Annotated in this window: 22 protein-coding genes, 1 tRNA gene and 1 pseudogene; 6 read left to right on the plus strand and 18 right to left on the minus strand. The window is 74.4% G+C overall.

What is annotated here, in order from left to right; genetic code table 11:
* Positions 1-239: 239 nt before the first annotated feature.
* Together ACL02R_RS07915 and ACL02R_RS07920 are read left to right on the plus strand one after the other, a co-directional pair.
* Positions 240-587: a VOC family protein gene (locus ACL02R_RS07915; RefSeq protein ID WP_412796145.1), complete on the plus strand. Its 348-nt coding sequence runs from the start codon at positions 240-242 to the stop codon at positions 585-587.
* Positions 588-669: 82 nt separating this feature from the next.
* Positions 670-960 carry a hypothetical protein gene (locus tag ACL02R_RS07920; RefSeq protein WP_412796146.1) on the plus strand — a complete coding sequence of 97 codons (291 nt, stop codon included), beginning with the start codon at positions 670-672 and terminating at the stop codon, positions 958-960.
* Here the strand turns inward: ACL02R_RS07920 and ACL02R_RS07925 are convergent.
* Positions 952-2,457 (minus strand): sensor histidine kinase, encoded by a 1,506-nt coding sequence (locus ACL02R_RS07925; protein WP_412796147.1) that lies wholly within the window; start codon positions 2,455-2,457, stop codon positions 952-954. The genes ACL02R_RS07920 and ACL02R_RS07925 overlap by 9 nt on opposite strands.
* The gene (locus ACL02R_RS07930; protein ID WP_412796148.1) at positions 2,450-3,118 is read right to left on the minus strand and encodes a response regulator transcription factor; all 669 of its coding nucleotides are present in this window, start codon (positions 3,116-3,118) and stop codon (positions 2,450-2,452) included. Before ACL02R_RS07930 ends, ACL02R_RS07925 begins: the two co-directional genes overlap by 8 nt.
* Before the next feature lie 121 nt (positions 3,119-3,239).
* Between ACL02R_RS07930 and ACL02R_RS07935 the strand changes: the two genes are divergently transcribed.
* Positions 3,240-3,962 (plus strand): PepSY domain-containing protein, encoded by a 723-nt coding sequence (locus tag ACL02R_RS07935; protein WP_412796149.1) that lies wholly within the window; start codon positions 3,240-3,242, stop codon positions 3,960-3,962.
* A gap of 75 nt (positions 3,963-4,037) precedes the next feature.
* Positions 4,038-4,487 carry a GNAT family N-acetyltransferase gene (locus ACL02R_RS07940; protein ID WP_412796150.1) on the plus strand — a complete coding sequence of 150 codons (450 nt, stop codon included), beginning with the start codon at positions 4,038-4,040 and terminating at the stop codon, positions 4,485-4,487.
* Between the two features lie 21 nt (positions 4,488-4,508).
* Here the strand turns inward: ACL02R_RS07940 and ACL02R_RS07945 are convergent, their stop codons facing one another.
* The 7 genes from ACL02R_RS07945 to ACL02R_RS07975 all read right to left on the minus strand — a co-directional run bounded on the left by ACL02R_RS07945 (position 4,509) and on the right by ACL02R_RS07975 (position 13,234).
* Positions 4,509-5,354 (minus strand): DegV family protein, encoded by an 846-nt coding sequence (locus tag ACL02R_RS07945; RefSeq protein WP_412796151.1) that lies wholly within the window; start codon positions 5,352-5,354, stop codon positions 4,509-4,511.
* Positions 5,355-5,410: 56 nt separating this feature from the next.
* A complete protein-coding gene (locus ACL02R_RS07950) occupies positions 5,411-6,028 on the minus strand; it encodes a hypothetical protein (RefSeq protein WP_412796152.1) in 618 nt (205 codons plus the stop codon).
* A 116-nt stretch (positions 6,029-6,144) separates the two neighbouring features.
* Entirely contained in the window at positions 6,145-8,982 is a 2,838-nt protein-coding gene (gene leuS / locus ACL02R_RS07955) for a leucine--tRNA ligase (RefSeq protein ID WP_412796153.1), read from the minus strand.
* 215 nt (positions 8,983-9,197) lie between these two features.
* Entirely contained in the window at positions 9,198-10,877 is a 1,680-nt protein-coding gene (locus tag ACL02R_RS07960; protein WP_412796154.1) for an ABC-F family ATP-binding cassette domain-containing protein, read from the minus strand.
* Between the two features lie 304 nt (positions 10,878-11,181).
* A tRNA-Ala gene (locus tag ACL02R_RS07965) sits at positions 11,182-11,254 on the minus strand.
* Positions 11,255-11,352: 98 nt separating this feature from the next.
* Positions 11,353-11,586, minus strand: coding sequence for a hypothetical protein (locus ACL02R_RS07970; RefSeq protein WP_362955566.1), 234 nt, complete (start codon positions 11,584-11,586; stop codon positions 11,353-11,355).
* A gap of 178 nt (positions 11,587-11,764) precedes the next feature.
* On the minus strand, positions 11,765-13,234 hold the full coding sequence (locus tag ACL02R_RS07975) for an MFS transporter (RefSeq protein WP_412796155.1): 1,470 nt from the start codon (positions 13,232-13,234) through the stop codon (positions 11,765-11,767).
* A 102-nt stretch (positions 13,235-13,336) separates the two neighbouring features.
* Here ACL02R_RS07975 and ACL02R_RS07980 point away from each other — a divergent pair, with 102 nt between their 5' ends.
* Entirely contained in the window at positions 13,337-14,194 is an 858-nt protein-coding gene (locus ACL02R_RS07980) for a helix-turn-helix transcriptional regulator (RefSeq protein ID WP_412796156.1), read from the plus strand.
* A 21-nt stretch (positions 14,195-14,215) separates the two neighbouring features.
* Positions 14,216-14,584: pseudogene (locus ACL02R_RS07985) on the plus strand (aromatic amino acid lyase); the annotation flags it as partial.
* Between the two features lie 312 nt (positions 14,585-14,896).
* Here the strand turns inward: ACL02R_RS07985 and ACL02R_RS07990 are convergent.
* The 9 genes from ACL02R_RS07990 to ACL02R_RS08030 form a co-directional block, all read right to left on the minus strand.
* A complete protein-coding gene (locus ACL02R_RS07990) occupies positions 14,897-15,553 on the minus strand; it encodes a histidine phosphatase family protein (protein ID WP_412796190.1) in 657 nt (218 codons plus the stop codon).
* Complete coding sequence (gene rsfS / locus ACL02R_RS07995; protein ID WP_362955557.1) at positions 15,550-15,993, minus strand: ribosome silencing factor; 444 nt, start codon at positions 15,991-15,993, stop codon at positions 15,550-15,552. Before rsfS ends, ACL02R_RS07990 begins: the two co-directional genes overlap by 4 nt.
* An 81-nt stretch (positions 15,994-16,074) precedes the next feature.
* Positions 16,075-17,769 carry an LCP family protein gene (locus ACL02R_RS08000; protein WP_412796157.1) on the minus strand — a complete coding sequence of 565 codons (1,695 nt, stop codon included), beginning with the start codon at positions 17,767-17,769 and terminating at the stop codon, positions 16,075-16,077.
* A gap of 22 nt (positions 17,770-17,791) precedes the next feature.
* A complete protein-coding gene (nadD, locus tag ACL02R_RS08005; RefSeq protein ID WP_412796158.1) occupies positions 17,792-18,430 on the minus strand; it encodes a nicotinate-nucleotide adenylyltransferase in 639 nt (212 codons plus the stop codon).
* 7 nt (positions 18,431-18,437) lie between these two features.
* Positions 18,438-18,608 carry a hypothetical protein gene (locus tag ACL02R_RS08010; protein WP_362955551.1) on the minus strand — a complete coding sequence of 57 codons (171 nt, stop codon included), beginning with the start codon at positions 18,606-18,608 and terminating at the stop codon, positions 18,438-18,440.
* Between the two features lie 150 nt (positions 18,609-18,758).
* Positions 18,759-19,838: a hypothetical protein gene (locus ACL02R_RS08015; protein WP_412796159.1), complete on the minus strand. Its 1,080-nt coding sequence runs from the start codon at positions 19,836-19,838 to the stop codon at positions 18,759-18,761.
* 276 nt (positions 19,839-20,114) lie between these two features.
* On the minus strand, positions 20,115-21,053 hold the full coding sequence (locus ACL02R_RS08020; RefSeq protein WP_412796160.1) for a hypothetical protein: 939 nt from the start codon (positions 21,051-21,053) through the stop codon (positions 20,115-20,117).
* Between the two features lie 50 nt (positions 21,054-21,103).
* Positions 21,104-22,390, minus strand: a complete 1,287-nt coding sequence (locus ACL02R_RS08025; RefSeq protein WP_412796161.1) for a glutamate-5-semialdehyde dehydrogenase — start codon at positions 22,388-22,390, stop codon at positions 21,104-21,106.
* Between the two features lie 11 nt (positions 22,391-22,401).
* A complete protein-coding gene (locus tag ACL02R_RS08030; protein ID WP_412796162.1) occupies positions 22,402-22,845 on the minus strand; it encodes a tautomerase family protein in 444 nt (147 codons plus the stop codon).
* Positions 22,846-22,847 lie beyond the last annotated feature (2 nt).

The raw sequence follows: 22,847 nt of genomic DNA on the forward strand, positions 1-22,847 counted from the left end.
CCTACCTCCCAGACGGTGTCACGGTGAGTGAGGACGGCGGGCGATCCGCCCCGACCGCTCCCCGGCCACCGCGCCGCAGGTGAACACCACCCTCACCCCCTTGCTACCACCCGGACGGCCCCAACGCCAAAGGCATCACCTCCACGGAACGTGACACTCGCCCCCGGCCTGCCCGAGGAGGGCCCCGGGCCACTGGCTAGGGTGGCGGCAGTGATCCGCATCTCACAGAGGAGGCGTCCATGTCGGTCCGCCGTGTCGTGCCCAACATCCGTTCCGAGGCCGCCGGGGAGAGCCGGGAGTTCTACGGCCTGCTCGGCTTCGAGGAGGTGATGAACCACGGCTGGATCATGACCCTCGCCTCCCCCACCGTCCCGGCGGCGCAGGTGAGCGTGATGAGCCACGACCTGACGGCCCCCGTCAGCCCCGACCTGAGCATCGAGGTGGACGACGTGGACGCCGTCCACGAGGCGGTCGTCGCGAGCGGCGCGGAGATCGTGCACCCCCTCCAGGACGAGGAGTGGGGCGTCCGCCGCTTCTTCACCCGCGACCCGTCCGGCCGCGTGATCAACGTCCTCTCGCACCGCTGACGAGCCCCGCGCGGCGCCCGGCACCGGCAGGGGCGGGGAACACCCTGCCGGACCGGCTCGCCGCCCTCGCGTGCGAGCCGGTGTGGGCGACCACCTGGGGCGACGATGCGAACGACTGCCTCGCCCCTCGCCCCTCGCCCCTCCCCCCTCGCCCGAGCCGTCGGACCCCGACGCGCCGGACGCTGGGAACGGGCCGCACGGGAAGCCCCGGGCGCTCGTCACCCGGGCGGCGGGACGACCGTTCGCCTGGGTCACCACGCACCACCCGGCCCCCGCCCTCCTCCACCGCGTCGCCCCACGCCACGGCCTGACCGGCGACGACTACGCGACGCTCGGCGCACGGCTGCGGCAGCAGTCCCCGGAACTACCCTGACGCAAGGGGCAGGCGGAGCGTGAAGAGGGCGCCGCCCTCGGGGGCCGTGGTGACGGTGAGGGTGCCGCCGTGGCGTGCGGCCACGTCGCGGGCGATCGCCAGGCCCAGGCCCGCGCCGCCCTCGTCGCGGCTGCGCGCGTCGTCCAGGCGCACGAAGCGCTCGAAGATCCGCTCGCGGTCCGCCTCCGGCACGCCCGCCCCGTCGTCCGCCACCTCGACCACCGCCGCCCCGTCGCGCCGCAGCACCGCGACGCGGACCGCGCCCGCCGCGTGCCGCTGCGCGTTGTCCAGCAGGTTTCCCAGCACACGGGCCAGTTGGGTCCGCGAGCCGGTGACCACCGGGTCGCCGCCCGTCTCCATGACGCGGACCGGGTGCCGGTCGCCCACGCGCTGCGCCGCCTCGTCCGCGACGAGCGTCCCGAGCCGTACGGGCTTCCCGGCGGGCCGCTCCCCCGCGTCGAGGCGGGCGAGGAGCAGCAGGTCGGCGGCGAGCGCCTGGAGCCGTACGGTGTCCTGCACGGCGCCGGGGACGTCCAGCAGCTCCGGGTGCGCCTGGCCCACTTCGAGCTGGGTGCGCAGCGACGCGATGGGGCTGCGCAGCTCGTGGGAGGCGTCGGCGACGAAGCGCCGCTGCCGTTCCACCGAGGACTCCAGGGCGGCCAGGGTCTCGTTGGTGGTCGTGGCGAGGCGGCCGATCTCGTCGCGCGTGGCGGGCTGCGGGACGCGGCGGCTGAGGTCGCCCGAGTGCGTGATGGCGTCCATCTCGCGGCGGATGCCCTCGACCGGGCGGAACGCGCGGCGGGTCAGCAGCCAGGTGGCGCCCGCGACGACGAGCAGGACGAACGGGAGGCCCGTGACGAGGGAGTCGCGCACGCTGTCCACCGCCACCTGCTCCAGGCCGAGGGGGGCGCCCGCCCAGACGACGACGTCCGTGCCGCGCGGGGTGGTCAGGTCGAGGGCGGCGAAGCGGTAGTCCCGGGACTCGCCGTCGATGACGGCGCTGCCGCTGCCGGACCTGATGTCGTCGGCGACCTCGCCGGGGGCGAGGGCCGTGCCGCCGTCACCGTCGTCGTCACCGTCCCCGTCGTCGTCCCCGTCGTCGTCCCCGTCGTCGTCACCGTCGTCGTCACCGTCACCGTCGTCGTCCGGCGGCGCCGTCGCGGGCACGTCACGCGCGGGAGCGGCCGGCGCCCGCGCCACCACCTCCCCGGTGCCGGTCCCCGAGATCGCCTCCAGGTCCTCCGTCGCAGCGAGCAGCGCGCCGCTGTCCCGGTCCACGACCTGCACCGGCACGTCCATCCCCAGGTCGAGGTCGGCGATCTCGGTGTCCGTGACGAGGCGGCCCGCGACGTCCCTGGCCGTGACCTCCGCCTGGAGGCCGACCTGCTGCCCCAGGTTGTCCCGCAGCGCGCTCAGCATGAACAGGCCCGCCGCCAGCAGCGCCAGCGCCACGACGACGGTCGCGCCCACGGCCGTACGCGCCCGGACGCTACCCACCGGTCGCCGCCAGCCGGTAACCGGCGCCGCGCACCGTCGCGATCAGCCCGGGGCCGAGCTTGCGCCGCAGCACGCTGACGTAGACCTCCACGATGTTGGGGTCACCGTCGTACGCGAAGTCCCAGCCGTGCTCCAGGATCTCCGCCTTGGAGACGACCTCGCCCGCCTGGCTCGCCAAATACTCCAGCACGGTGAACTCCTTCGCGGTCAACGTCACTTCGACCCCCTCCCGGGTCACGCGGCGGGTGGCGCGGTCCACGGTGAGCCCGCCGACGCGCAGCTCGGGCGACGCGCCGCGCCCGCCGCGCCTGCGCAGCAGGGCCCGGACGCGGGCGACGAGGACGACGTACGAGAACGGCTTCGTCAGGTAGTCGTCCGCGCCGGTGTCGAGGCCCTCGGCCTCGTCGTACTCGCCGTCCTTCGCCGTGAGCATCAGGATCGGCGTCTCGTCACCGGCCGCGCGCAGGGCCGCACAGACACGGTAACCGTTCATGCCGGGCAGCATGATGTCGAGGATGACCAGGTCGTAGCTGTTCTCCGTCGCCAGGTGCAGGCCGTCCGTCCCGGTGTGCACGACATCGACGGCGAAGCCCTCGGCCGTGAGCCCCCTGGCGAGGGACAGGGCGAGGCGCCGTTCGTCCTCCACGATCAGCACGCGCATGGACCCAGCTTGGCAAAGGACACCTGAAGAGATCTTCAGGTGACTTCAGGTCCGCTTCAGCGTCGGTCGGCCACAGTTCTTCCATCGGCACCGAAAGCCGGGACGAAACGGGAGGACTGTCATGAAGCGGAACACCATCATCGCCGTGGCCGCCGCGGGCGCCGTGATCGCGGGCGGTGGCCTCGCGGGGGCCGCGCTGGCCACCGGGGACGACGGCGGGGAGGTCAGGACGACGGCCTCGAACGGGTCGCTGTCCGCCCTGAACGCGGGCGCCGACGACACGGCGGACGACACCCGGGCCGACAGCCGGGACGACACCGGGGGCACCGACACCGCCGACGACGGCGGCCAGGCCGCACCGGCCGGTGACGCCTCCGCCGCCGAACGGGCCGTCGCCACCGCGCTCGCCGAGCATGCGGGCGCCGTCACCGACGTCGAGCTGGACCGCGACCGCGACCGGGTGCTCGGCTGGGAGATCGACATCTACGGCGACGACGGCGAGTGGTACCGCGTCCGCGTCGCCGAGGACGGCGGCGAGGTCCTCGGCGGCGGGACCGGCACGGACGACGACGGTGACGACCTGGCCGAGGCCCGCGCGCTCACCGGCGACGGCGCGACCGACGCCGCCACCGCCATCCGCCTCGCCCAGGAGGAGACCTCCGGCACGCTGCGCGAGGCGTCCCTCGACGACGGCGCCTGGGAGCTGGAGCTGCGCGCCGAGGACGGAACCGAGTACGAGGTGCGCGTGGACCTCGCCACCGGCGACGTGACCGCGCGCGCAGACGACGACGGGGACGACGACTCCGACGATCAGGACGACCAGGACGACGGCGACGACGACTGACCCGCGCACCACCTCCCCACAGGCCGTGGGCCGGGACCCCTCCCGCCCCACGGCCCTCCGCCGTACCATCCCGCCATGCTCGTCGAACAGCGCACCCCCGACGACCCCGGCCTCGCCGCCCTCCTCGCCGACGCGTTCGCCGAACTGGTCCGCCGCTACGGCGCCCAGGGCCGCACGCCGCTGCACCCCGAGGCCGTCTGCCTCGTCGCCGTCCGCGACGGCCGCGCCGTCGCCTGCGGCGCCGTCCAGCCCACGGGCGTCCCCGGCACGGCCGAGATCAAGCGGATGTACGTCGCCCCCGCCGCCCGGCGCGGCGGCCTGGCCCGCGTCCTGCTCAGGGAACTGGAACGCCACGCCCGCGCCGCCGGCCACACCCGGCTGCTCCTCGCCACCGGCGTCGAGAACGACGCGGCGGGCGCGCTCTACACCGCCGAGGGCTACGCGCCGACCGCGTCGTTCGGGAAGTACGTCTCCGAGCCGTTCGCCCGCTGCTTCGCCAAGGACCTGGGCGCCCCGCCCGCCTGAGCCTGAAGGCCCCGCCCGGCCTCACCGCGGCGAGACGACCGCCCCCAGCAGCCCGGGACCCGTGTGCGCGCCCAGCACCGCGCCGACCTCGCTGACGTGCAGCTCCGCCACGTCCGGCAGCCGCCGCGCCAGCCGCTCCGCGAGCTGCGCCGCCCGTTCCTCCGCCGCCAGGTGGTGCACCGCGACATCGACCGGCCCGTTCCCCGCGTGCTCGACGGCCAGCTCCTCAAGCCGCGCGATGGCCCGCGACGCCGTCCGCACCTTCTCCCGCAACTCGATGCGCCCGCCCTTGAGTTCGAGCAGCGGCTTCACCGCGAGCGCCGAGCCGAGCAGCGCCTGCGCCGCGCCGATCCGGCCGCCGCGCCGCAGGTGCTCCAGCGTGTCCACGTAGAAGTACGCGCCCGCCGCACCGGCCCGTTTCCGCGCCGACGCCGCCGCCTCCTCCGGCGAGCCGCCCGCCGCGACGACCTCGGCCGCCGCCAGCACGCAGAAGCCGAGCGCCATCGCGATCAGCCCGGTGTCCACCACCGTGACGGGCACGGGCGCCCGCCGCGCCGCGACCAGCGCCGCGTCGTGCGTGCCGGAGATCTCCGACGACAGGTGCACCGAGACGATCTCCTCGGCCCCCGCCTCAGCCGCCGCACGGTAGGCCGCCGCGAACACCTCGGGCCCAGGGCGTGACGTCGTCACCGCCTGCCGCCGTTCCAGCGCGTCCGTCAGCCGCCGCGCCGTCTCCCCGGTGCCGTCCTCCAGCGCCTCGCCGCCGAGGACGACGGCGAGCGGCACGACCGTGATGCCGTGCCTGGCGGCCTGCGCGCGCGGCAGGTAGGCCGTGGAATCCGTGACGATGGCGACTGAACGGGGCATGAACCGGAGGGTACCCGGCGCCGCCCGCCCCACCCCATCCGATCCGCCGCCGCCCGTCACCTCGGCCGGCGTTTGCGCAGCCGCCCCGGCAGCTCGGCGCGGGTCTCGCCGGGATCGGCCTGCGGCGGCGGTTCACCGGCGGGCGCCCAGTGCCGCAAGGCCTCCGCCTCCATGCCGATGCGCTCGTGCAGTGCGTCGGCGTCGAGCCCCTCGTGCCGCCGGGCGCGGTCCTGCGCGGCGAAGCGCAGGGCGTCGGCGGAGTGGCGAACGCGCGTGACGCGGTCGCGCAGTTCCGGCAGCCGGGCGGCGATCCGCGTGCGGTCGGGCTCGGCTTCGGTCAGCGCCGTCAGCTCGGCGTCGAGCTGCCGCCCGTGGTCCTCCAGCTGCCCGAAGAGCGCGAGCGCCTCGCCGAGCGCCGGGTCGTCCACCGCGCCGCCCTGGAGCGTGACGCGCGTGCTGTCCAGCGAGGCGCGCAACTCCCTGCGTACGCGCGCCGCTTCGCCGACCACGCCCGGCTGCACGGAGCGCGCCGTCAGCTTGACGTCGGACACCGTGCGGCGCACCTCGCGCCGCGCCGTGTCCACCCCGCGCCGCACCGCGCGCGCACCGCGCACGACGAGCAGCACGAACAGCAGGAACGTCAGCGCCAGTACCCCGGCGAGGGCGATCTCCATGTCCGGCCCACCTCACATCCGCCGTCCGCCGTCTCCGGCCGTGCTCTCCCAAGAGTAGGGCCGCACGGCCGGAACGCGGCGGGACGATCCGGACGACCGGGGCCGACCGGGGCCGTTCAGGCGGGAACGATGTTGACCAGCTTCGGCGCGCGCACGATCACCTTGCGCACCTCGGCCCCGCCGAGCGCCGTGACGACGGCGGGCTCGGCCAGCGCCTGTGCCTCCAGCTCGGCGTCCGTGATCGCGGGCGGCACCTCCAGGCGCGCCCTAATCTTGCCGCGCACCTGGACGACGCACGTCACCGTCTCGTCCACCAGGTACGCCGGGTCCGCCACCGGGAAGTCGGCGGTGGTGACGCTGCCCTCGTGGCCGAGGCGCCGCCACAGCTCCTCCGCGATGTGCGGGGCGAGCGGCGCGACCAGCAGGACCAGCGTCTCGGCGGTCACGCGCGGGACGGACGGCAGCTTGGTGACGTGGTTGTTCAGCTCGGTGATCTTGGCGATCGCCGTGTTGAACCGCAGCGCGGCCAGGTCCTGCCGCACGCCGTCCACGGCCTTGTGCGTGGCGCGCAGCGTGGCGTCGTCCGGGGCGGTGTCTACGACCGTCACCTCGCCCGTCACCTCGTCCAGCACGTTCCGCCACAGGCGCTGGAGCAGCCGGTACTGGCCGACGACCGCGCGGGTCTCCCACGGCCTGGACATGTCCAGCGGACCCATGGCCATCTCGTAGAGGCGCAGCGTGTCGGCGCCGTAGGAGGCGAACACCTCGTCGGGCGAGACGACGTTCTTCAGGGACTTGCCGATCTTGCCCAGTTCGCGGCTGACCGGCTCGTCCTGCCACGTCCAGCTGCCGCCCTCGCCCTCCGCGACCTCGGCGGCGGGAACGGGGAAGCCGCGCGCGTCGCGGTAGACGTACGCCTGGATCATGCCCTGGTTGTACAGCTTGTGGTACGGCTCGGCCGAGGACACGTGGCCCAGGTCGAACAGCACCTTCTGCCAGAACCGGGCGTACAGCAGGTGCAGCACGGCGTGCTCGGCGCCGCCGACGTACAGGTCCACGCCGCCGGTGGACGCGCCCTCGCGCGGGCCCATCCAGTACCGCTCGATCTCGGGGTCCACGAGCGTGCGGTCGTTGCGCGGGTCCAGGTAGCGCAGGTGGTACCAGCACGAACCGGCCCAGTTCGGCATGGTGTTGGTCTCACGGCGGTACTTCCGCGGCCCGTCACCCAGGTCGAGGGTGACATGGGTCCACGCCTCGTTGCGCGACAGCGGCGTCTCGGGGCGGGTGTCGGCGTCGTCGGGGTCGAACGTGCGCGGCGAGTAGTCGTCCACCTCCGGCAGTTCCAGCGGCAGCATCGACTCGGGCAGCGCGTGCGCGACGCCGTCCTCGTCGTACACGATGGGGAACGGCTCGCCCCAGTACCGCTGGCGGCTGAACAGCCAGTCCCGCAGCCGGTAGTTGACCGTCCCCTCGCCCAGCCCCGACGCGGCCAGCCACTCCGTCATCCGCGCCTTCGCGTCGGCGACGGACAGGCCATCCAGCGTGACGCCCTCGCCCGCCGAGTTGACGATCTCCGCGTCCGGGGAGGCGTACGCGTCGTCCCACTCCGCCGGGTCGGTGCCGCGCCCGTCGCCGGGGCGCACGACACAGCGCATCGGCAGGTCGAAGGCGCGCGCGAACGCGAAGTCGCGGGTGTCGTGCGCCGGAACGGCCATGATCGCGCCGGTGCCGTAGCCCAGCAGCACGTAGTCGGCGACGAAGACCGGGATGTGCTCGCCGTTGGCGGGGTTGACGGCGTAGGCGCCGGTGAAGACGCCGGTCTTCTCGCGCGCGTCGGCCTGCCGCTCGACGTCCGACTTCCCGGCGGCCTGCTTGCGGTAGGCGGCCACGGCGTCGGCCGGGGTCGCGTGCCCGCCGGTCCACGCCTGCCGCGTGCCCGCCGGCCAGGCGGCCGGGACGACCGCGTCCACCAGCGGGTGCTCCGGCGCGAGCACCATGTAGGTGGCGCCGAACAGCGTGTCCTGCCGGGTGGTGAAGACGGTGACGGCGTCGTCGCCGACGCGGAAGTCGATCCGCGCGCCGTGCGACCGCCCGATCCAGTTGCGCTGCTGGAGCTTGATGGCCTCGGGCCAGTCCACGGTGTCCAGGTCGTCGATCAGCCGGTCCGCGTAGGCGGTGATCCGCATGTTCCACTGCCGCAGGCGGGACTTGAAGACCGGGAAGTTGCCGCGCTCGGAGCGCCCGTCGGCGGTGACCTCCTCGTTGGCCAGGACCGTGCCCAGCCCCGGGCACCAGTTCACGGGCGCGTCGGACGCGTACGCCAGGCGGTGGCCGCCCAGCACGTCCTCGCGCTCGGCGGCGCTCAGCGCCTCCCAGGGGCGCCCGTCCGGCGTCGCGCGCTCACCGGAGGCGAACTGCTCCACCAGCTCGGCGATCGGCCGCGCCCGCCCGGCGTCGGCGTCGTACCAGGAGTGGAAGATCTGGAGGAAGATCCACTGCGTCCAGCGGTAGTACTCGGGCTCGATCGTGGCGAACGAGCGGCGCTGGTCGTAGCCCAGGCCCAGGCGGCGCAGCTGCGTGCGGTACGTCGCGATGTTCGCCTCGGTGGAGACGCGCGGGTGCGTGCCGGTCTGGACGGCGTACTGCTCGGCGGGCAGGCCGAAGGCGTCGAAGCCCAGGGTGTGGAGGACGTTGTACCCGGTCATGCGGCGGTAGCGGGCGTACACGTCCGTCGCGATGTACCCCAGCGGGTGGCCGACGTGCAGCCCGGCGCCGGAGGGGTACGGGAACATGTCCATGATGAACTGCTTGGGGCGCGCCGCCACCTCCGGGTCGCCCGCCAGCCCGCCCGACGGGTTGGGCGCCTCGTACGTGCCGTTCGCCTCCCAGTAGTCCTGCCAGCGCGCTTCGATCTCACCGGCCAGGGCGGCGTCGTACTTGTGTGTCTCGCTCATCGTCTTCGAAGCTCCATCGGTCGTCACTGCCACGCCATGAAAAAACCCCTCGCGCAGGAGGGGTCCGCCGTGCTGACGTCGCTCACCGTTCGTCGTTCGTCAGCACGGCCGCGTAAGCAGGAGGCGTGCGGCACGCATGGCGCCAGGGTACCGCACGGCCCCGCCACACCCACCGGCGAAAACCGACGTCACCGCCCCGTCGTCCCCCGTGCCGGTCAGCGGCGGGCGTCCACCGCGCGGTCGTCCCATGCGGGCTCGGTCGTCTCGACCAGCGAGCCGTTCTCGCGCAGGAAGAGGAAGCGGTTGAACGAGCGGGCGAACCAGCGGTCGTGCGTGACGGCCACGATCGTCCCCTCGAACAGCCCGAGCGCGTCCTCCAGCGCCTCCGCCGAGTCGAGGTCGAGGTTGTCGGTCGGCTCGTCCAGCAACAGCAGGGTTGCGCCCGACAGTTCGAGCAGCAGGATGCGGAACCGCGCCCGCTGCCCGCCCGACAGGCTCCCGACGCGCTGCTCGGCCGACTTCGCGAGGCCGTACCTGTCGAGGGCGCGCGACGCCTCCTCGCGCGCCATCCCCCGGCGCGGGCCCTCACCCCGGTGCAGCACGTCGAGCAGCGTCCGGCCCTCCATGCCGCCGGCCGCCGACGACGACTGCCGGAACCACCCCGGCCGCACGCGCGCCCCCAGCCGCGCCGCACCGGTGGCCGCGACCGGGTCCGGCAGGTCATCGCCGACCGGCAGGTGCTCGGTGTCCGGGTCGGTGCCGCCGAGCGCGAGCAGCCGCAACAGGTGCGACTTCCCCGACCCGTTGGGGCCGGTGACCACCACCCGGTCCCCGAAGTGCACCTCCAGGTCGAACGGTTCGACAAGCCCAGGCAGCGCCAGCCGCTCGCAGACGACGCTGCGCTTCCCCGTACGACCGCCGTGCAGCCGCATCCCGAGCCGCTGCTTCACCGGCACGGCCTCGGGCGGCCCCGCCTCCTCGAAACGCCGCAGCCGGGTCTGGGCGGCCTGGTAGCGGGACGCCATGCCGTCGTTGAACTTCGCCTTCTGCCCCAGGGTGACGACGAGTTGGCGGATCTTCGCGTGCTCCTCGTCCCACCGGCGCCGCAGTTCCTCCAGGCGGCTGATCCGCTCGGCGCGGCCGTCGGCGTACGTGGCGAAGCCGCCGCCGTGCACCCACAGCCCGGCACCGGCCGGGCCGGGTTCGAGCGTCGCGATGCGGGTGGCGGTGCGGGCCAGCAGCTCGCGGTCGTGGCTGACCAGCAGCACGGCCTTCGGCGACTCCCCGAGGCGCGCCTCCAGCCACCGCTTGCCGGGGACGTCGAGCGCATTGTCCGGCTCGTCGAGCATCAGGACCTCGCTCGGGCCGCGCAACAGCGTCTCCAGCGCCAGCCGTTTGCGCTCACCACCCGACAGCGACGCGACCTCACGCCACCTCGCCCGCTCCCACGACAGGCCGAGCGCGGCCTGGCAGCAGACGTCCCAGAGCACCTCGGCCTCGTACCCCTGCGCGTCGCCCCAGTCGGACAGGGCCTGGGCGTAGGCGAGCTGGACGGGCTCGGCGTCCGACTCCATCATGGCGAGCTCGGCGGCGTCGAGCGCCCTGGCCGCGTCGCGGACAGCGGGGGGCGCGAGGCTCAGCAGCAGGTCGCGGACGAGCGCGCAGCCGGCCCCGACGTCCTGCGGCATCACACCGAGCGCACCGGACCGCGTGACGGCCCCCTCGTGCGGGGCGACCTCACCGGCGACGATACGCAGCAGCGTGGTCTTGCCCGCCCCATTCGGCCCGACAAGCGCCGTCCGCTGCCCCTCACCGACACGCAGCGAGACATCCGACAACAACGGCCGCCCATCAGCCAGCGCATAACTCACACCGGCAACATCAATATGCCCCACACACCACAGTCTGCACGCCCCCACACCACCCCGCCCACCGCTTTACTCCCGCTCCCCACGGTCACGCCGAAACCGGGCGTCGTACTCACCATGCGGTTCGAGCCCCACAGCCGCCCGCCGCGCATCCAACTCCTCTCGGCGTGCTGGACAAGGAGCCAGGCAGCACCCGCCGCCTGCGCCCCGACGAGCGAGACCCCCGGGCCACCCATGAAGACCGACAACACCTCGGAGAAACTGGGTGTTGTCCTCATCACGTCACGCACGAAAGAGGCCGCCTCCCTCGCGGGAGACGGCCTCTGACCTGTGGAGCTATGGAGAATTGAACTCCAGACCTCTTGCATGCCATGCAAGCGCTCTACCAACTGAGCTATAGCCCCTTGTCCTGCTCCGCTCCGGGCTTCCCCTTCGCGGTGATCCCTACTTTACACACTCCCCGGGGGCTGATGCCAAATCCGCGGAGGAGGGGGGCGGGGGGTCAGACGCTGGCGAAGGAGTAGAAGCGTTTCAGCGCGCAGTGCTCGTCCAGCAGGCGGCCGTAGATCGGTTCGCCCTCCAGCTCGCGGTAGACCTCGATCGGGTCGCCCTTGATGATCAGCGCGCGGGCGCATTCCACGCACCAGTACTGGTAGGACGTGTTGACCGGCTGGAGATCGCGGACGATGGGCGTGCCTGTCCCGCACCAGTCGCACTTCCTGCTGTGTGCACCCAAGAGCGCTCAGCTCCACCCTCTGTCGTGGGCCGTGCTCACGTGGCGTACCCCTCGTCGGCCAGGGCTCCCGCCGCCCCGCGTCTACCCGGATTGTGCCACGGCAACGACGGGGCGATAAGCGGAAGATCCCGCCTCCACGGAAGGGAGACGGGATCGATATACGCTCCCCGGCCGTCCTTCAGGGCGTCTTCACGCCCCGCCGCGCACCGGCCGCCGCACCCACCACGGCCGTCACCGCGAGCACCGCCAGGGTCGGCCCCAGCGCCTCCGCCGAGGACCCGGTGGCCTCCGCGCGGTTGAAGAAGACGGTGCCGATCGCCGCGATGCCCACGAGCATGCCGAGCTGCGTGCACAGCACCGTGATGCCGCTCGCGTCGGGTGCGTCCTCCGGGCGGACGGAGCCGAGCGTACGGGCCAGGGTCGGCGCGTACGCGAGGCCCATCCCCAGGCCGGTGACCGCGTACGCGACGAGCACCGCGGGGCCCACACCGTCGCCGTCGCGCAGCAGCAGGGCGGTGGCGGCCAGGGCGGCCGCTGCCAGCAGGAAGCCCGCAGGGGCGAGCAGGTTGTGCAGGCGCGCGGGCAGATGGCGCCAGTACAGGGAGATGAGGCCGTAGCAGGTCGCCATGGGGAGGAACGTCAGCCCGCAGTGGAGCGCCGAGTACGCGAGACCGCCCCCGGCGGCGGGGCCCTGGGCGTGCAGCGAGAGCGTGAACGTGACGCCGCCGTTCACCACCATCGTCAGCAGCACCCCCGCCGCGCCCGGCAGGACCCCGGGGGTGCGCAGCACGCGGGGCGAGATGAGGGGCTGGCCGCCGGAGCGGGCGAGCCGCACCTCGTGCGCGGCGAAGGCCGCCGCGAGCAGCGCGCCGCCCGCGAAGCAGGCGAAGCACCAGGCGGGCCAGTCGCGTTCCTGCCCCAGCACCAGCGGCACGGTGACGAGGAGCACGACCGCGCTGAGCAGCACGATGCCCACCGGGTCGAGGCCCCGCGCACGGTCGGTGCCCGCGCGGGACAGCGGCAGGACGCGGGCGCCCGCCGCGAGGAGCACGAGCCCGATCGGCACGTTGACCAGGAACACCGAGCGCCAGCCGAGGCCGAAGAGGTCCGCGTCGAGCAGGACGCCGCCCACGATCAGCCCGGCGGCGGCGCCGGTGGCGAGCACGGCGGAGAAGTACGTCAGCGCCCGCGCCCGCGCCTGGGCGGTGAACGTCCGCTGTATCAGGCTGAGGACCTGCGGCGTCATCATCGCGGTGCCGACGCCCTGGACGGCGCGCGCGGTGATCAGCGCCCCGGTGCTTCCGGCCAGACCGCAGGCCAGGGAGGCAACGGTGAAGAGGGAGAGCCCGGCGAGGTAGAGGCGGCCGGGCCCGTAGCGGCCGCCGAGGCGGGCGCCGGTGATCAGCAGGACGGCGTATGTGATCGTGTAGCCGGCGACGACGAGTTGGAGCTGGGCGGCGGATGTGCCGAGGTCGGTACGGATCGTGGGGGCGGCGACGTTCACGATGAAGACGTCGAGCAGCGCCATGAACTGACCGGTGAGCACGACGGTGAGCAGCCGTCCCGTACGGGGCGGGAACCGGTGCGGCGCGGGCACGGTGGGCACGGCGGGCGCCGGGGCGGCGGCGGGTGGGGAGGACAGGGTCATGCACTCACCCTCGGGCCCGTCCGGTACGGGTAACGAGAGCCGCCTGATACTGGTACTGGCAGACACCTGGCTGAGGCAGCGGCCCGGGGGCAGGGTGGAGGGATGAGTGTGACGGCCACACGGCGGCGACCCGAGCTGGGGGCGTTCCTGCGCAGCAGGCGCGCCCGCATAGCGCCCGCGGACGTGGGGATGCCGCCGGGTTTCCGGCGGCGGACGCCGGGGCTGCGGCGCGAGGAGGTCGCGCAGCTCGCCGGGGTGGGTGTGACGTGGTACACGTGGCTGGAGCAGGGCAGGCCGATCAACGCGAGCGCGCAGGTGCTCGACGCGGTGGCGCGCACGCTGCGGCTCGACACGGCCGAGCGCGAGCACCTGTACCACCTCGCGGAGGTGCCGTACCACAGCGGGGCGGACACGGAACCGGACGCCTGCGCGCGGCTCGCGCCCGACCTCCAGGCGATGCTCGACGCGCTGCACCCGCTGCCCGCCGTCCTGTTCAACGCGCGGTTCGACGCGCTCGGGCTCAACGAGGCCTACGCGGCGCTGAGCGGCGCCTCCCCGGGGCGGAACGTCCTGCGGACCGTCTTCTGCGGCGAGGGCGGCGACAACTGCCCCGTCGTGCTGAACGGGCCGGAACGGCGGCGGCTGGTGGCCACGCTGCGCTGGTCGTACGGCAACCATGTCGGCGAACCGGTGTGGGAGGCGTTCATCGAGGAGCTGACGCGGGAGAGCGCCGAGTTCGCGCTGCTGTGGACGAACGGGGACGTGACGCCGCCGGGGCCGCGCCCGAAGATCTTCCGGCACGCGCTGGTGGGCGAGATCAGGACGCGTCTCCAGTCGCTTGCGGTGGGCGGGCTGCCGGAGGCGCGGATGGACGTGTTCTTCCCCGAGGAGGAGCGGCACCGGCACCGCCTCGACCGGCTGATCGAGCAGAAGGCCGCCGCGCGCCGCGCCGCCGTCTGACGCCCGGCGCGGAGCGGGCCGCACGGGCTGCCGCCGTTCCTCGCGGACGCCCCGGGCGTGGACTCGGGGCTGCTGATCACCCAGTACGCGCGGGTCGCGCTGGTCGCCGAGCTGAATCGGCCGACGATGCCCGCGATGCGGGAGGACCACGTGTCGCTCGGCTGGTCGGCGGCGCGCAAGCTGCGGGCGGCGGTGGACGGGCTGACGCGCGTGGTGGCGGTCGAGCTGTTCGCGGCGGCGCGCGCGCTGGGGCCGCGGGCGCCGCTCGCCGCACAGGGGCTGCTGCCGGGGCCCGCCGCGCGTGCGGTGGTCGCGGCGGCGCGCGCGGCCGGGGCCGGCGGAGCGGGGGAGGACCGCTTCCTCGCACCCGACCTGGCGGCGGCGCGGGCAGCGTCGGGAGGGTCGTCCGCGTCGAGGAGCCCGTGTTCCAGGGTGGTGCCGGGCGGGGACCCTGCCGGGTGGGGCGCGCCGATCATGGGCGTCAAGGGAAACGGGCGTGGTCGCCGACGCTCGTGGGTGCTCCGCCGCGCGGCGACGGCCAGCAGGGGGCCCGTGCGGGAGGCGACCGCGGAGGGCCGCCGGTCGGCGGCGGCATCACCGCTGTGCTGCCCGAGGTGACCGACCCGGCGGGCGCCCCCTCCATCGCCGTACGCGTCAGGCGCCGGACGTCCGGCGCCGCGGCACGGACGGGGAGCCGCGCGGTCAGACGTCGTCGCCGATGGCGGCCTCGGGGAGCGAGCTGGCGTTGTGCTCCAGCAGGCGCCAGCCCCGGAAGCTCTCGCCGAGCACCGACCAGCAGCAGTTCGTCAGCCCGCCGAGGGCCTCCCAGCTCTGCGACGGCAGCCCCAGCATCCGTCCGATGGTCGTACGGATCGCCCCGCCGTGGCTGACCACGACCAGCACGGCGCCCGGCGGCAGCTTCTCCACGGTGCGCTCGACGAGCGTCGCCGCACGGTCCGCGACCTCCGTCTCCAGCTCGCCCCCGCCGCGCCGCACCGGCTCACCGCGCCGCCAGGCGGCGTACTGGTCGCCGAAGCGCGCCTGGATCTCGGTGTGCGTGAGTCCCTGCCACTCCCCCGCGTACGTCTCGCGCAGCGCCTCGTCGTACGTGACCTCAAGGCCGGTGACGGCGGACAGCTCGGCCGCCGTGTCCCGCGTACGCCGCAGGTCGGAGCAGATGATGGCGTGCGGCGCCAGCGTGGCCAGCCGGCGGGCGGCGCGGCGCGCCTGGGCGCGGCCGGTGTCGGTCAGGTCGATGTCGAGCTGCCCCTGGAAGCGGTCCTCCAGGTTCCAGGCGGTCTGGCCGTGCCGCCACAGGACGACGCGGCGGGGCGGCGCGGTGCCGGGCGTGCCGCTCAGCTGAGCTCACCGCCAGGCGCGCCGGTGCCGGCGGGCTGCTCCTCGCCCTGGGCGGCGCCGCGGCCACGGGTGGCCTTGGCGTCCTCGGGCAGGTCGAGCTGCGGGCAGTCTTTCCACAGCCGCTCCAGGGCGTAGAAGACGCGCTCCTCGGAGTGCTGGACGTGCACGACGACGTCCACGTAGTCGAGGAGAATCCAGCGGCCGTCGCGCTCGCCCTCGCGGCGCACCGGCTTGACGCCGCACTTGTCCCGCAGGGCCTCCTCGACGCCGTCCACGATGGCGCGGACCTGGCGGTCGTTGGGCGCGGAGGCGAGGACGAAGGCGTCGGTGATGGCGAGGACGTCGCTGACGTCGTAGGCGATGATGTCGTGCGCCAGCTTGTCGGCGGCGGCCTGGGCGGCGGCGCTGACCAGCTCGGTGGCGCGGTCCGTGGCGGTCACAGGTGCGGCTGTCTCCTCGGTCTCATGGCCGGTCCGGTGGCCCGGCCGTGGTCTTCCAGGGTCTCACGGCCCCCGGCGGAGTCACTCGCCATAATCCGCCCCCAGGATGATCGTCACATCGGCATTGCCCGCGGGGTCGCCCTGGACGACCGCCTCCTCGGGCAGTCCGAGGGTGCGCGCGGCCTCCAGCGCGGTCGGCTGGTCCTCCTCGTCCGCGTAGGTGACCTGCGACGTCTCCTCCGCCGCGTCCACGGCCCTGGCGTCCACGACGGTGAAGCCGCCGTTGACCAGCGCGATACGCGCCTCCTCGGCCGTGCCGTCCACGCCGGTGGCGTCCCGTACGCCCACGCGGACCACGCCGTCGAGCCCGACGTCGCCGACCGTGCCGCCGAGGACGTCCGCGACAAGGCCCTCGGCCGTCTCGTCGCTGATGGTGCCGTCCTCCTCGGCGGGCAGGACGGTGGTCGTGTACGCGTCGTCCTGCGCGTACCCGGCGAGGGTCGCGAGGCTCGCGCCCAGCTCCTCCACGCCGAGGGGCGGCACGACGATCTGCTCCAGCGTGCGGACGACGTCGGTGGCGCCGGCGCGGTCGGCCGGCAGGGCCGTGAGGACGGCCTGCATGACCTGGCCGAAGCGGTCGAGCTGCGCGGTGGCGGGCTCGTCGGGGCCGCGGTAGGTGGCGTACGCGACGGCGGCCTGGCCGGAGAGGCGCGTGTCGTCGGCCCGCGAGACGAGCGGCTCGCCGCTGTCGCCCGGCACGTCCGTGTCGGTGTCGAGGCGCACGCCGCCGACGAGGTCCACGAGCCGTTCGAGGTAGGGGGTGTCCAGCCGCCAGGTGCCGACGATGTCCGCGCCGAGCAGGCCGCCCACCGCCTCCTGGACGGCGGACGCGCCCTCGTCGGCGACGGCCTGGGCGAGGGTGGTGCCGGTGCCGTCGGCGAGGACGGCGAGGTCGCCGGGCAGCAGGAGCGTGGTGCCCGTGCCCTCGCCGCCGTTCGCGACGAGGAGGGCGGTGGAGCTGGCGTCGGAATCGACGGGCCGCAGGTGGACGAGGATCACGTCGCGCGCCTCGCCGCCCGGCCCCGACGCGCCCTCCTCGCCGGGCGCGGCGAGGCCTGGCAGGTTGCCGGTGGCCCACAGGCCGCCGACGCCGCCGAGGACGGCCAGGACGAGCGCGACGACGAGGAGGCGGCGCCGCGACTTGCCGCGCCGCTTGGCCTCCTCGCGGCGCTCGGTGCGGCTCTCGCTGAACTTGAGCCAGTCGATGACGTCCTCGACCTCGTCGCTCTGCTCGTCGACGAAGGCGAACTGCTCGGTGTGGTACTCCTCGCCGTCCGGCCCCGCGGCCGGGTCGTCGCCGGGGCGCTGCGGCGGTACGGGCGGGGCGGGGGCGTCCTCGACGGCGGGCTGCCGGCCGGTACCGGCGTCCCAGCCGTCGTACGGCGGCTCCTGCGCCGGGGGCGTGCCGGGAGGGTCGTAGTACCCCTGGTGCCCCGGCTGTGCCTGCCCCTGTCCCTGTCCCTGCCCGTACGGCGCCTGGTACTGCTGGGCCTGCTGCTGCCCCCCGTACCCGGGCGTGCCGTAAGCGGGCCGGCCCTGCTGGTCCTGCTGCGGATAGCCGCCCTGGTAGTCCTGCTGGTAGTACCCCTGCCCATACGGGTCCTGGTACTGCTGGCCGCCCGGTGGCTCCTCGCCCCCGGCGCGGTACAACGGCCGGCCGTACTCGTCGTAGCCGTAGATCTGCTGTCCCCCGTACGGGTCCTGCCGGTCGTTCACCAATGCCGCCCTTCCGTGGGGATCAGGCCGTGCCACCCGCCGTCGCGTCCGGACCGTCGCGGTAGAGCGCGCGTTTGCTGATGTAGCGCACGACGCCGTCCGGCACCAGATACCAGACCGGGTCGCCCCTGGCCACCCGTTGGCGGCAGTCGGTGGACGAGATGGCCAGCGCGGGGACCTCGACGAGGGAGACGCCGCCGTTCGGCAGGCCGGGGTCGGTGAGGACGTGCCCCGGCCTGGTGACGCCGATGAAGTGCGCGAGCGAGAACAGCTCCGACGCGTCGCGCCACCCGAGGATCTGCGCCAGCGCGTCGGCGCCGGTGATGAAGAACAGGTCGTCCTCGGGGTGTTCGGCACGCAGCTCGCGCAGCGTGTCGATGGTGTACGTGGTGCCGCCGCGGTCAATGTCGATGCGGCTGACGGAGAACTGCGGGTTCGACGCCGTGGCGATCACCGTCATCAGGTAACGGTCCTCGGGCGCCGACACCCGCCGGTGCCCCTTCTGCCACGGACGGCCCGTCGGCACGAACACGACCTCGTCCAGCGCGAAGCGGGCCGCGACCTCGCTCGCGGCGACGAGGTGACCGTGGTGCACGGGGTCGAACGTGCCGCCCATCACCCCGATCCGCCGCTTGCCGGGGGCGCCTATCCGGTCTCCCACGGCAGGCTCAGCGGTCGCGGTTGAGGCGCGTCGTGATCCACAGCAGGATCAGCAGCGCGAGCAGGGCGCCGCCGCCGATGGCGTACGGGTTCAGGCTCTCGTGCCCGTGGCCGCCGCCGCCCTCCTCGTTCGCGAGGAGGGTGAGGGCTTCGGCGGCGGGCTGGAGAAGCGGAGTCATGGGCTTGCCTATCCGGTATCCGGGAACGGGCGGACTGCTGGAACGTCTGGAACGTAGGGTCATCGTAAGCGGAGCCGCGCGCCCCGGCCTCCCGCCCCCACCCCTGGGGGCGTGAACCGGCCGTCCGCCGGGCCGCGATGGGCCGTCCGCTCAGCGCGGCACACCGCCGGGCGCGTACGCCGCGCACAGCACGGGGTGCTGGTCGTCCAGGGCGTACAGGTCGATCCCCGACGTGCCGGGCAGCGACGCGTGCTGCCCGGCCAGCAGCGGGTGCAGGGCGTCCGCCGGGTCGCTGGCGCAGTCCATGGGCCCGGCGAGCGTGTCCACCTGGCGCACCACGACGCGGCGGTCGCGCAGCTCGTCGTCGCCGAACAGCAGCCGCACCTCGCGCTGCACCGTGAACAGGACGACGGGCGCGGTCGGCTCACCGGCGGGCTGGAGCGCGTACGCCACCGCGTGGCGGCCGGTGACCTGGAGGACCTCCTCGGCCGTCTCGCCGAAGGTGAAGCGGCCGTCCACCCGCGCGTGGGTGCCCGCGGGCGTGACCTCGGCCGGGTCGAAGCGGACCAGCCAGTCCGTCGCCACCGACCGGCCGCCGCGCCCGGCGAGGGAGTCGTCGAGCTGCCGCTGCTGCTCCTCGCCGAGCAGTTGCCGTACGGGGACGGCGGTGGCGCCCGCGAAGACGTCGGGGTCGAGCGCGCTCGCCACCAGGTACTGCTTCGCGAGCGTCAGGGCGGTGAGGACCTGCTCGCGCGAGAAGTGCTCGGTGGGGCGCGGGTCGGGGAGGGCGACGCCGCCCTCCCCGATGCCGAACGAGCGGACCGGGCCGCTGTCGAACAGCGCCTCGGCGTCCGCGGCGCCCGGCACGTCGTCCGCCGGCGCGAGGACGACGGTCGTGCCCGAGGGCGGGTCGGGTATGAGCCGGCCACTGGCGCCGTAGGGGTTGCGGCTGCCGAGGTAGATGGCGGCGGCGAAGGCGAGCAGGATGATCACGGCGAGCGCCATGCCCTGCCGGGGCACGGTGCGGGCGAGCGGCCCGTGCGGCCCGTGCGGCTCGGACGGCCTGCGGCGTACGGCGGTGGTGTGGTCCGCCAGCCGCTCCTGGGCCGAGAACTCCTGGAGGCGGGCAGCGTTGACGAACGACTCGTCGAAGACGGTCGCCCCGTACTCGTCGTCCCCGGCTCCCGGGGTGCTCCCGGATGCTCCAGGAGGCTCGTAACGCCCGGCCACCTGTCCAGCGTAAAGCGCCACGCCTGGTTCAAAAAGCCCCGCCAGGCAGGACTTTCGGCACACCACGGCACGGTGGGGGCGCGGGGGCCTGGTACGGGACCGCGGGTGCTTCTGGGCCGTGTCGTCCGGATCGTGCCTGGCACGCGCCGCCGGCCACCGCACCTCGCCGCGTCACCGCATCGCCCGGATACACCCGGCACGCGTGGCGATCCGGTGCCTCGCGACGCACGGCGTCCGACGACGCGGGCCGATCCGCCACGATCCGGGCGACACGGCCTAGGAATCGTCCCCCTCGGCGCGGTACGTGTCGTCGGCAGCGTCCTCCGCGATGCCGGTCGGCCCGGGAGACCCGCCCGTGGCGGCGCCTGGGCCGCCGGAGGGCGACGGGGGCAGCGGGTCGGGGTCGCCCGAGGGGAACGAGCCCGCGCGCCGGATGGCGATCAGCGCGAACGCGAGGACGCTCAGGCCCATCACCATCGCCAGCACGCAGGCCACCGGCCGCTGCCAGCGGACCGGGCCCGCGCCGGGCGGCAGGGCCCGGGATATCGCCGCGCGGGGCGGCGGGACGCGGGGGACGCCGCGGCCGCCGAACGGCGCTGCGGTGCCCGTGGTGCCCGCCGTGTCGGCGGCGTCCGCCGTGTCCGGGGTGTCGGCCGTTTCCCCGGGGAGGTAGCGCAGGTAGTCGGAGCGGTCGAACCGCCCCTCGTCGTCGTCCTCTTCATCCCCTTCGACCGTTCCGCCCGCGATGCCGGGTCCGTCCTCGTGCGGCGCGGCGCCGAGGGCGGTCAGGTCGCGGAGGTCCTCGAACGGGTCGTACCCGCCCGGCCCGTCGAAGCCGTCGTAACCGTCGAACCCGTCGAACCCGTCGGTCAGCGGCCGCCCGGGGTCGAACGCGTCGGTGGCGTCCCCGGCCGCGAACCCGGCGAGCCCGGTGGAGCTGCCCGGATCGAGGTCCGGGTCGCGGTAGAACAGCGGCTCGCCCGCCACTCCTTCGTCGGCCCGCTCGTCGGCCCGCTCGTCGGCGCGCTCCTCGGCCCGTTCCACCGCCGCGTACAGGAGCCGTTCGGCTGCGGTCGGTTCGTGGATCTCGGCGGCATCGACGAACGCCTCGTCCAGTACCACGGCGGCGAATGCCTCGTCGGCTGCCCCGTGGCGGTCTTCGTTGTCGGGACCGTCGCCGTCACTGAACGGCAGGCCCCCCACGTCGTCCGGCACGGCAACCAGCGTAGGCCGGAAACCGGACGAGGGGGAGGGCCATTGGGATTTCACTCAACGGTGTGACCATCACCTGTGACGACATACGTCGTGGAGGTCAGCTCGGTCAGGCCCATGGGTCCGCGGGCGTGCAGCTTCTGCGTGGAGATGCCGATCTCGGCGCCGAAGCCGAAGCGCCCGCCGTCCGTGAAGCGGGTGGACGCGTTGACCATCACCGCCGCCGAGTCCATGCGGGAGACGAACCGGCGGGCGGCGGCGGTGTCGCGCGTGACGACGGCCTCGGTGTGCGCGGACGTCCAGCGCCTGATGTGCGCCACGGCCGCGTCCAGGTCGGGGACGACGGCGGCGGCGATGTCGTAACTCAGGTACTCCGTCTCCCAGTCCGCGTCCGTCGCGGGCACGACCTCGGTCCCGGCCGAGGCGCCCGCCTTCTGCCACGCCTCGTCGCCGTGCACGGTCACCCCGGCCGCGGTCAGGGCGGCGAGGGCGCGCGGCAGGAAGCGGTCGGCGATGTCCGCGTGTACGAGGACGGTCTCCGCCGCGTTGCACACGCTGGGGCGCTGCGCCTTGGAGTTGACCAGGATGTCCACGGCCATGTCGAGGTCGGCGGCGGCGTCCACGTACACGTGGCAGTTGCCGGTGCCGGTCTCGATCACCGGCACGGTCGAGTCGCGCACCACGGCCTGGATCAGCGAGGCGCCGCCGCGCGGGATGAGGACGTCCACGAGGCCGCGCGCCCGCATCAGCTCGTGCACCGAGTCGCGGCTCTCGCCGGGCACGAGCTGCACGGCGTCGGCGGGCAGCCCGGCACTCACCACGGCGTCGCGCAGCACCGCGACCAGCGCGGTGTTGGAGGCGTACGCGGACGACGAGCCGCGCAGCAGCGCCGCGTTGCCCGACTTCAGGCACAGGGCGGCGGCGTCCACGGTGACGTTGGGCCGCCCCTCGTAGATGATCCCGACGACGCCGAGGGGCACGCGGACCTGGCGCAGTTCGAGGCCGTTGGGCAGCGTGGAGCCGCGCACGACCTCGCCGACCGGGTCGGGGAGCGTGACGATGTGCCGCACGTCGGCGGCGATGGCGGCGATCCGCTGCGGCGTGAGCGTCAGGCGGTCGATCATGCCTTCCGGTGTGCCGGCGGCGCGGGCGCGGTCGAGGTCGGCCGCGTTGGCGGTGACGATCTCGGCCGACCTGGCCTCCAGCGCGTCGGCGACCGCGAGCAGCGCCGCGTCGCGCGCGGTGCGCGGCAGCGGGGCCAGCTCGGCGGCGGCCTCCCTGGCGCGGGCGGCGGCGGCGAGGACGGGGGACGACGCGGTGTCGGCGGATGCGGCGGTCATGGGGCCCAAGCTTAGGCGCTCGGTGTGCGGTCGGGGCCGGGCGTACGAGGGGTGGACGGCTCGTCCGGGGGTGCGGGCGCGTAGGCGGCCTCACCGTGGCCGAACGACCGGTCCGCCGGGCCGTTCTCGTGGAGGATCACCATGACGTTGCGGGGCTCGGTGCCCGCGTGCTCCTCGGCGAGCAGGGCGATGCGGTGGTGGAGGGCGCGCTCCTGGGCGTCGGGGCGCCCGGCGCGCAGGGTGATCGTGACGGAGACGGCGCCCTCGTCGCGGGGGACGCCGGGGTATGTGCCGGTGCGGATGGTGCTCGTGGCGCCGTCGTGGCTGGTCAGGATCTGGAGGAGATCGTCGTCGGGGAAGCCGGGCGTGCCGGTGAGGGCGTGGTGGACGGCGCGGCCGGGTGCGTCGAGCCGCTGGGGGGCGGCGCGGAACGCTTCGATGCGGACGAACGGCATGC

The organism is Streptomyces sp. MS19, assembly GCF_047200595.1.
Taxonomy (GTDB): Bacteria; Actinomycetota; Actinomycetes; order Streptomycetales; family Streptomycetaceae; genus Streptomyces.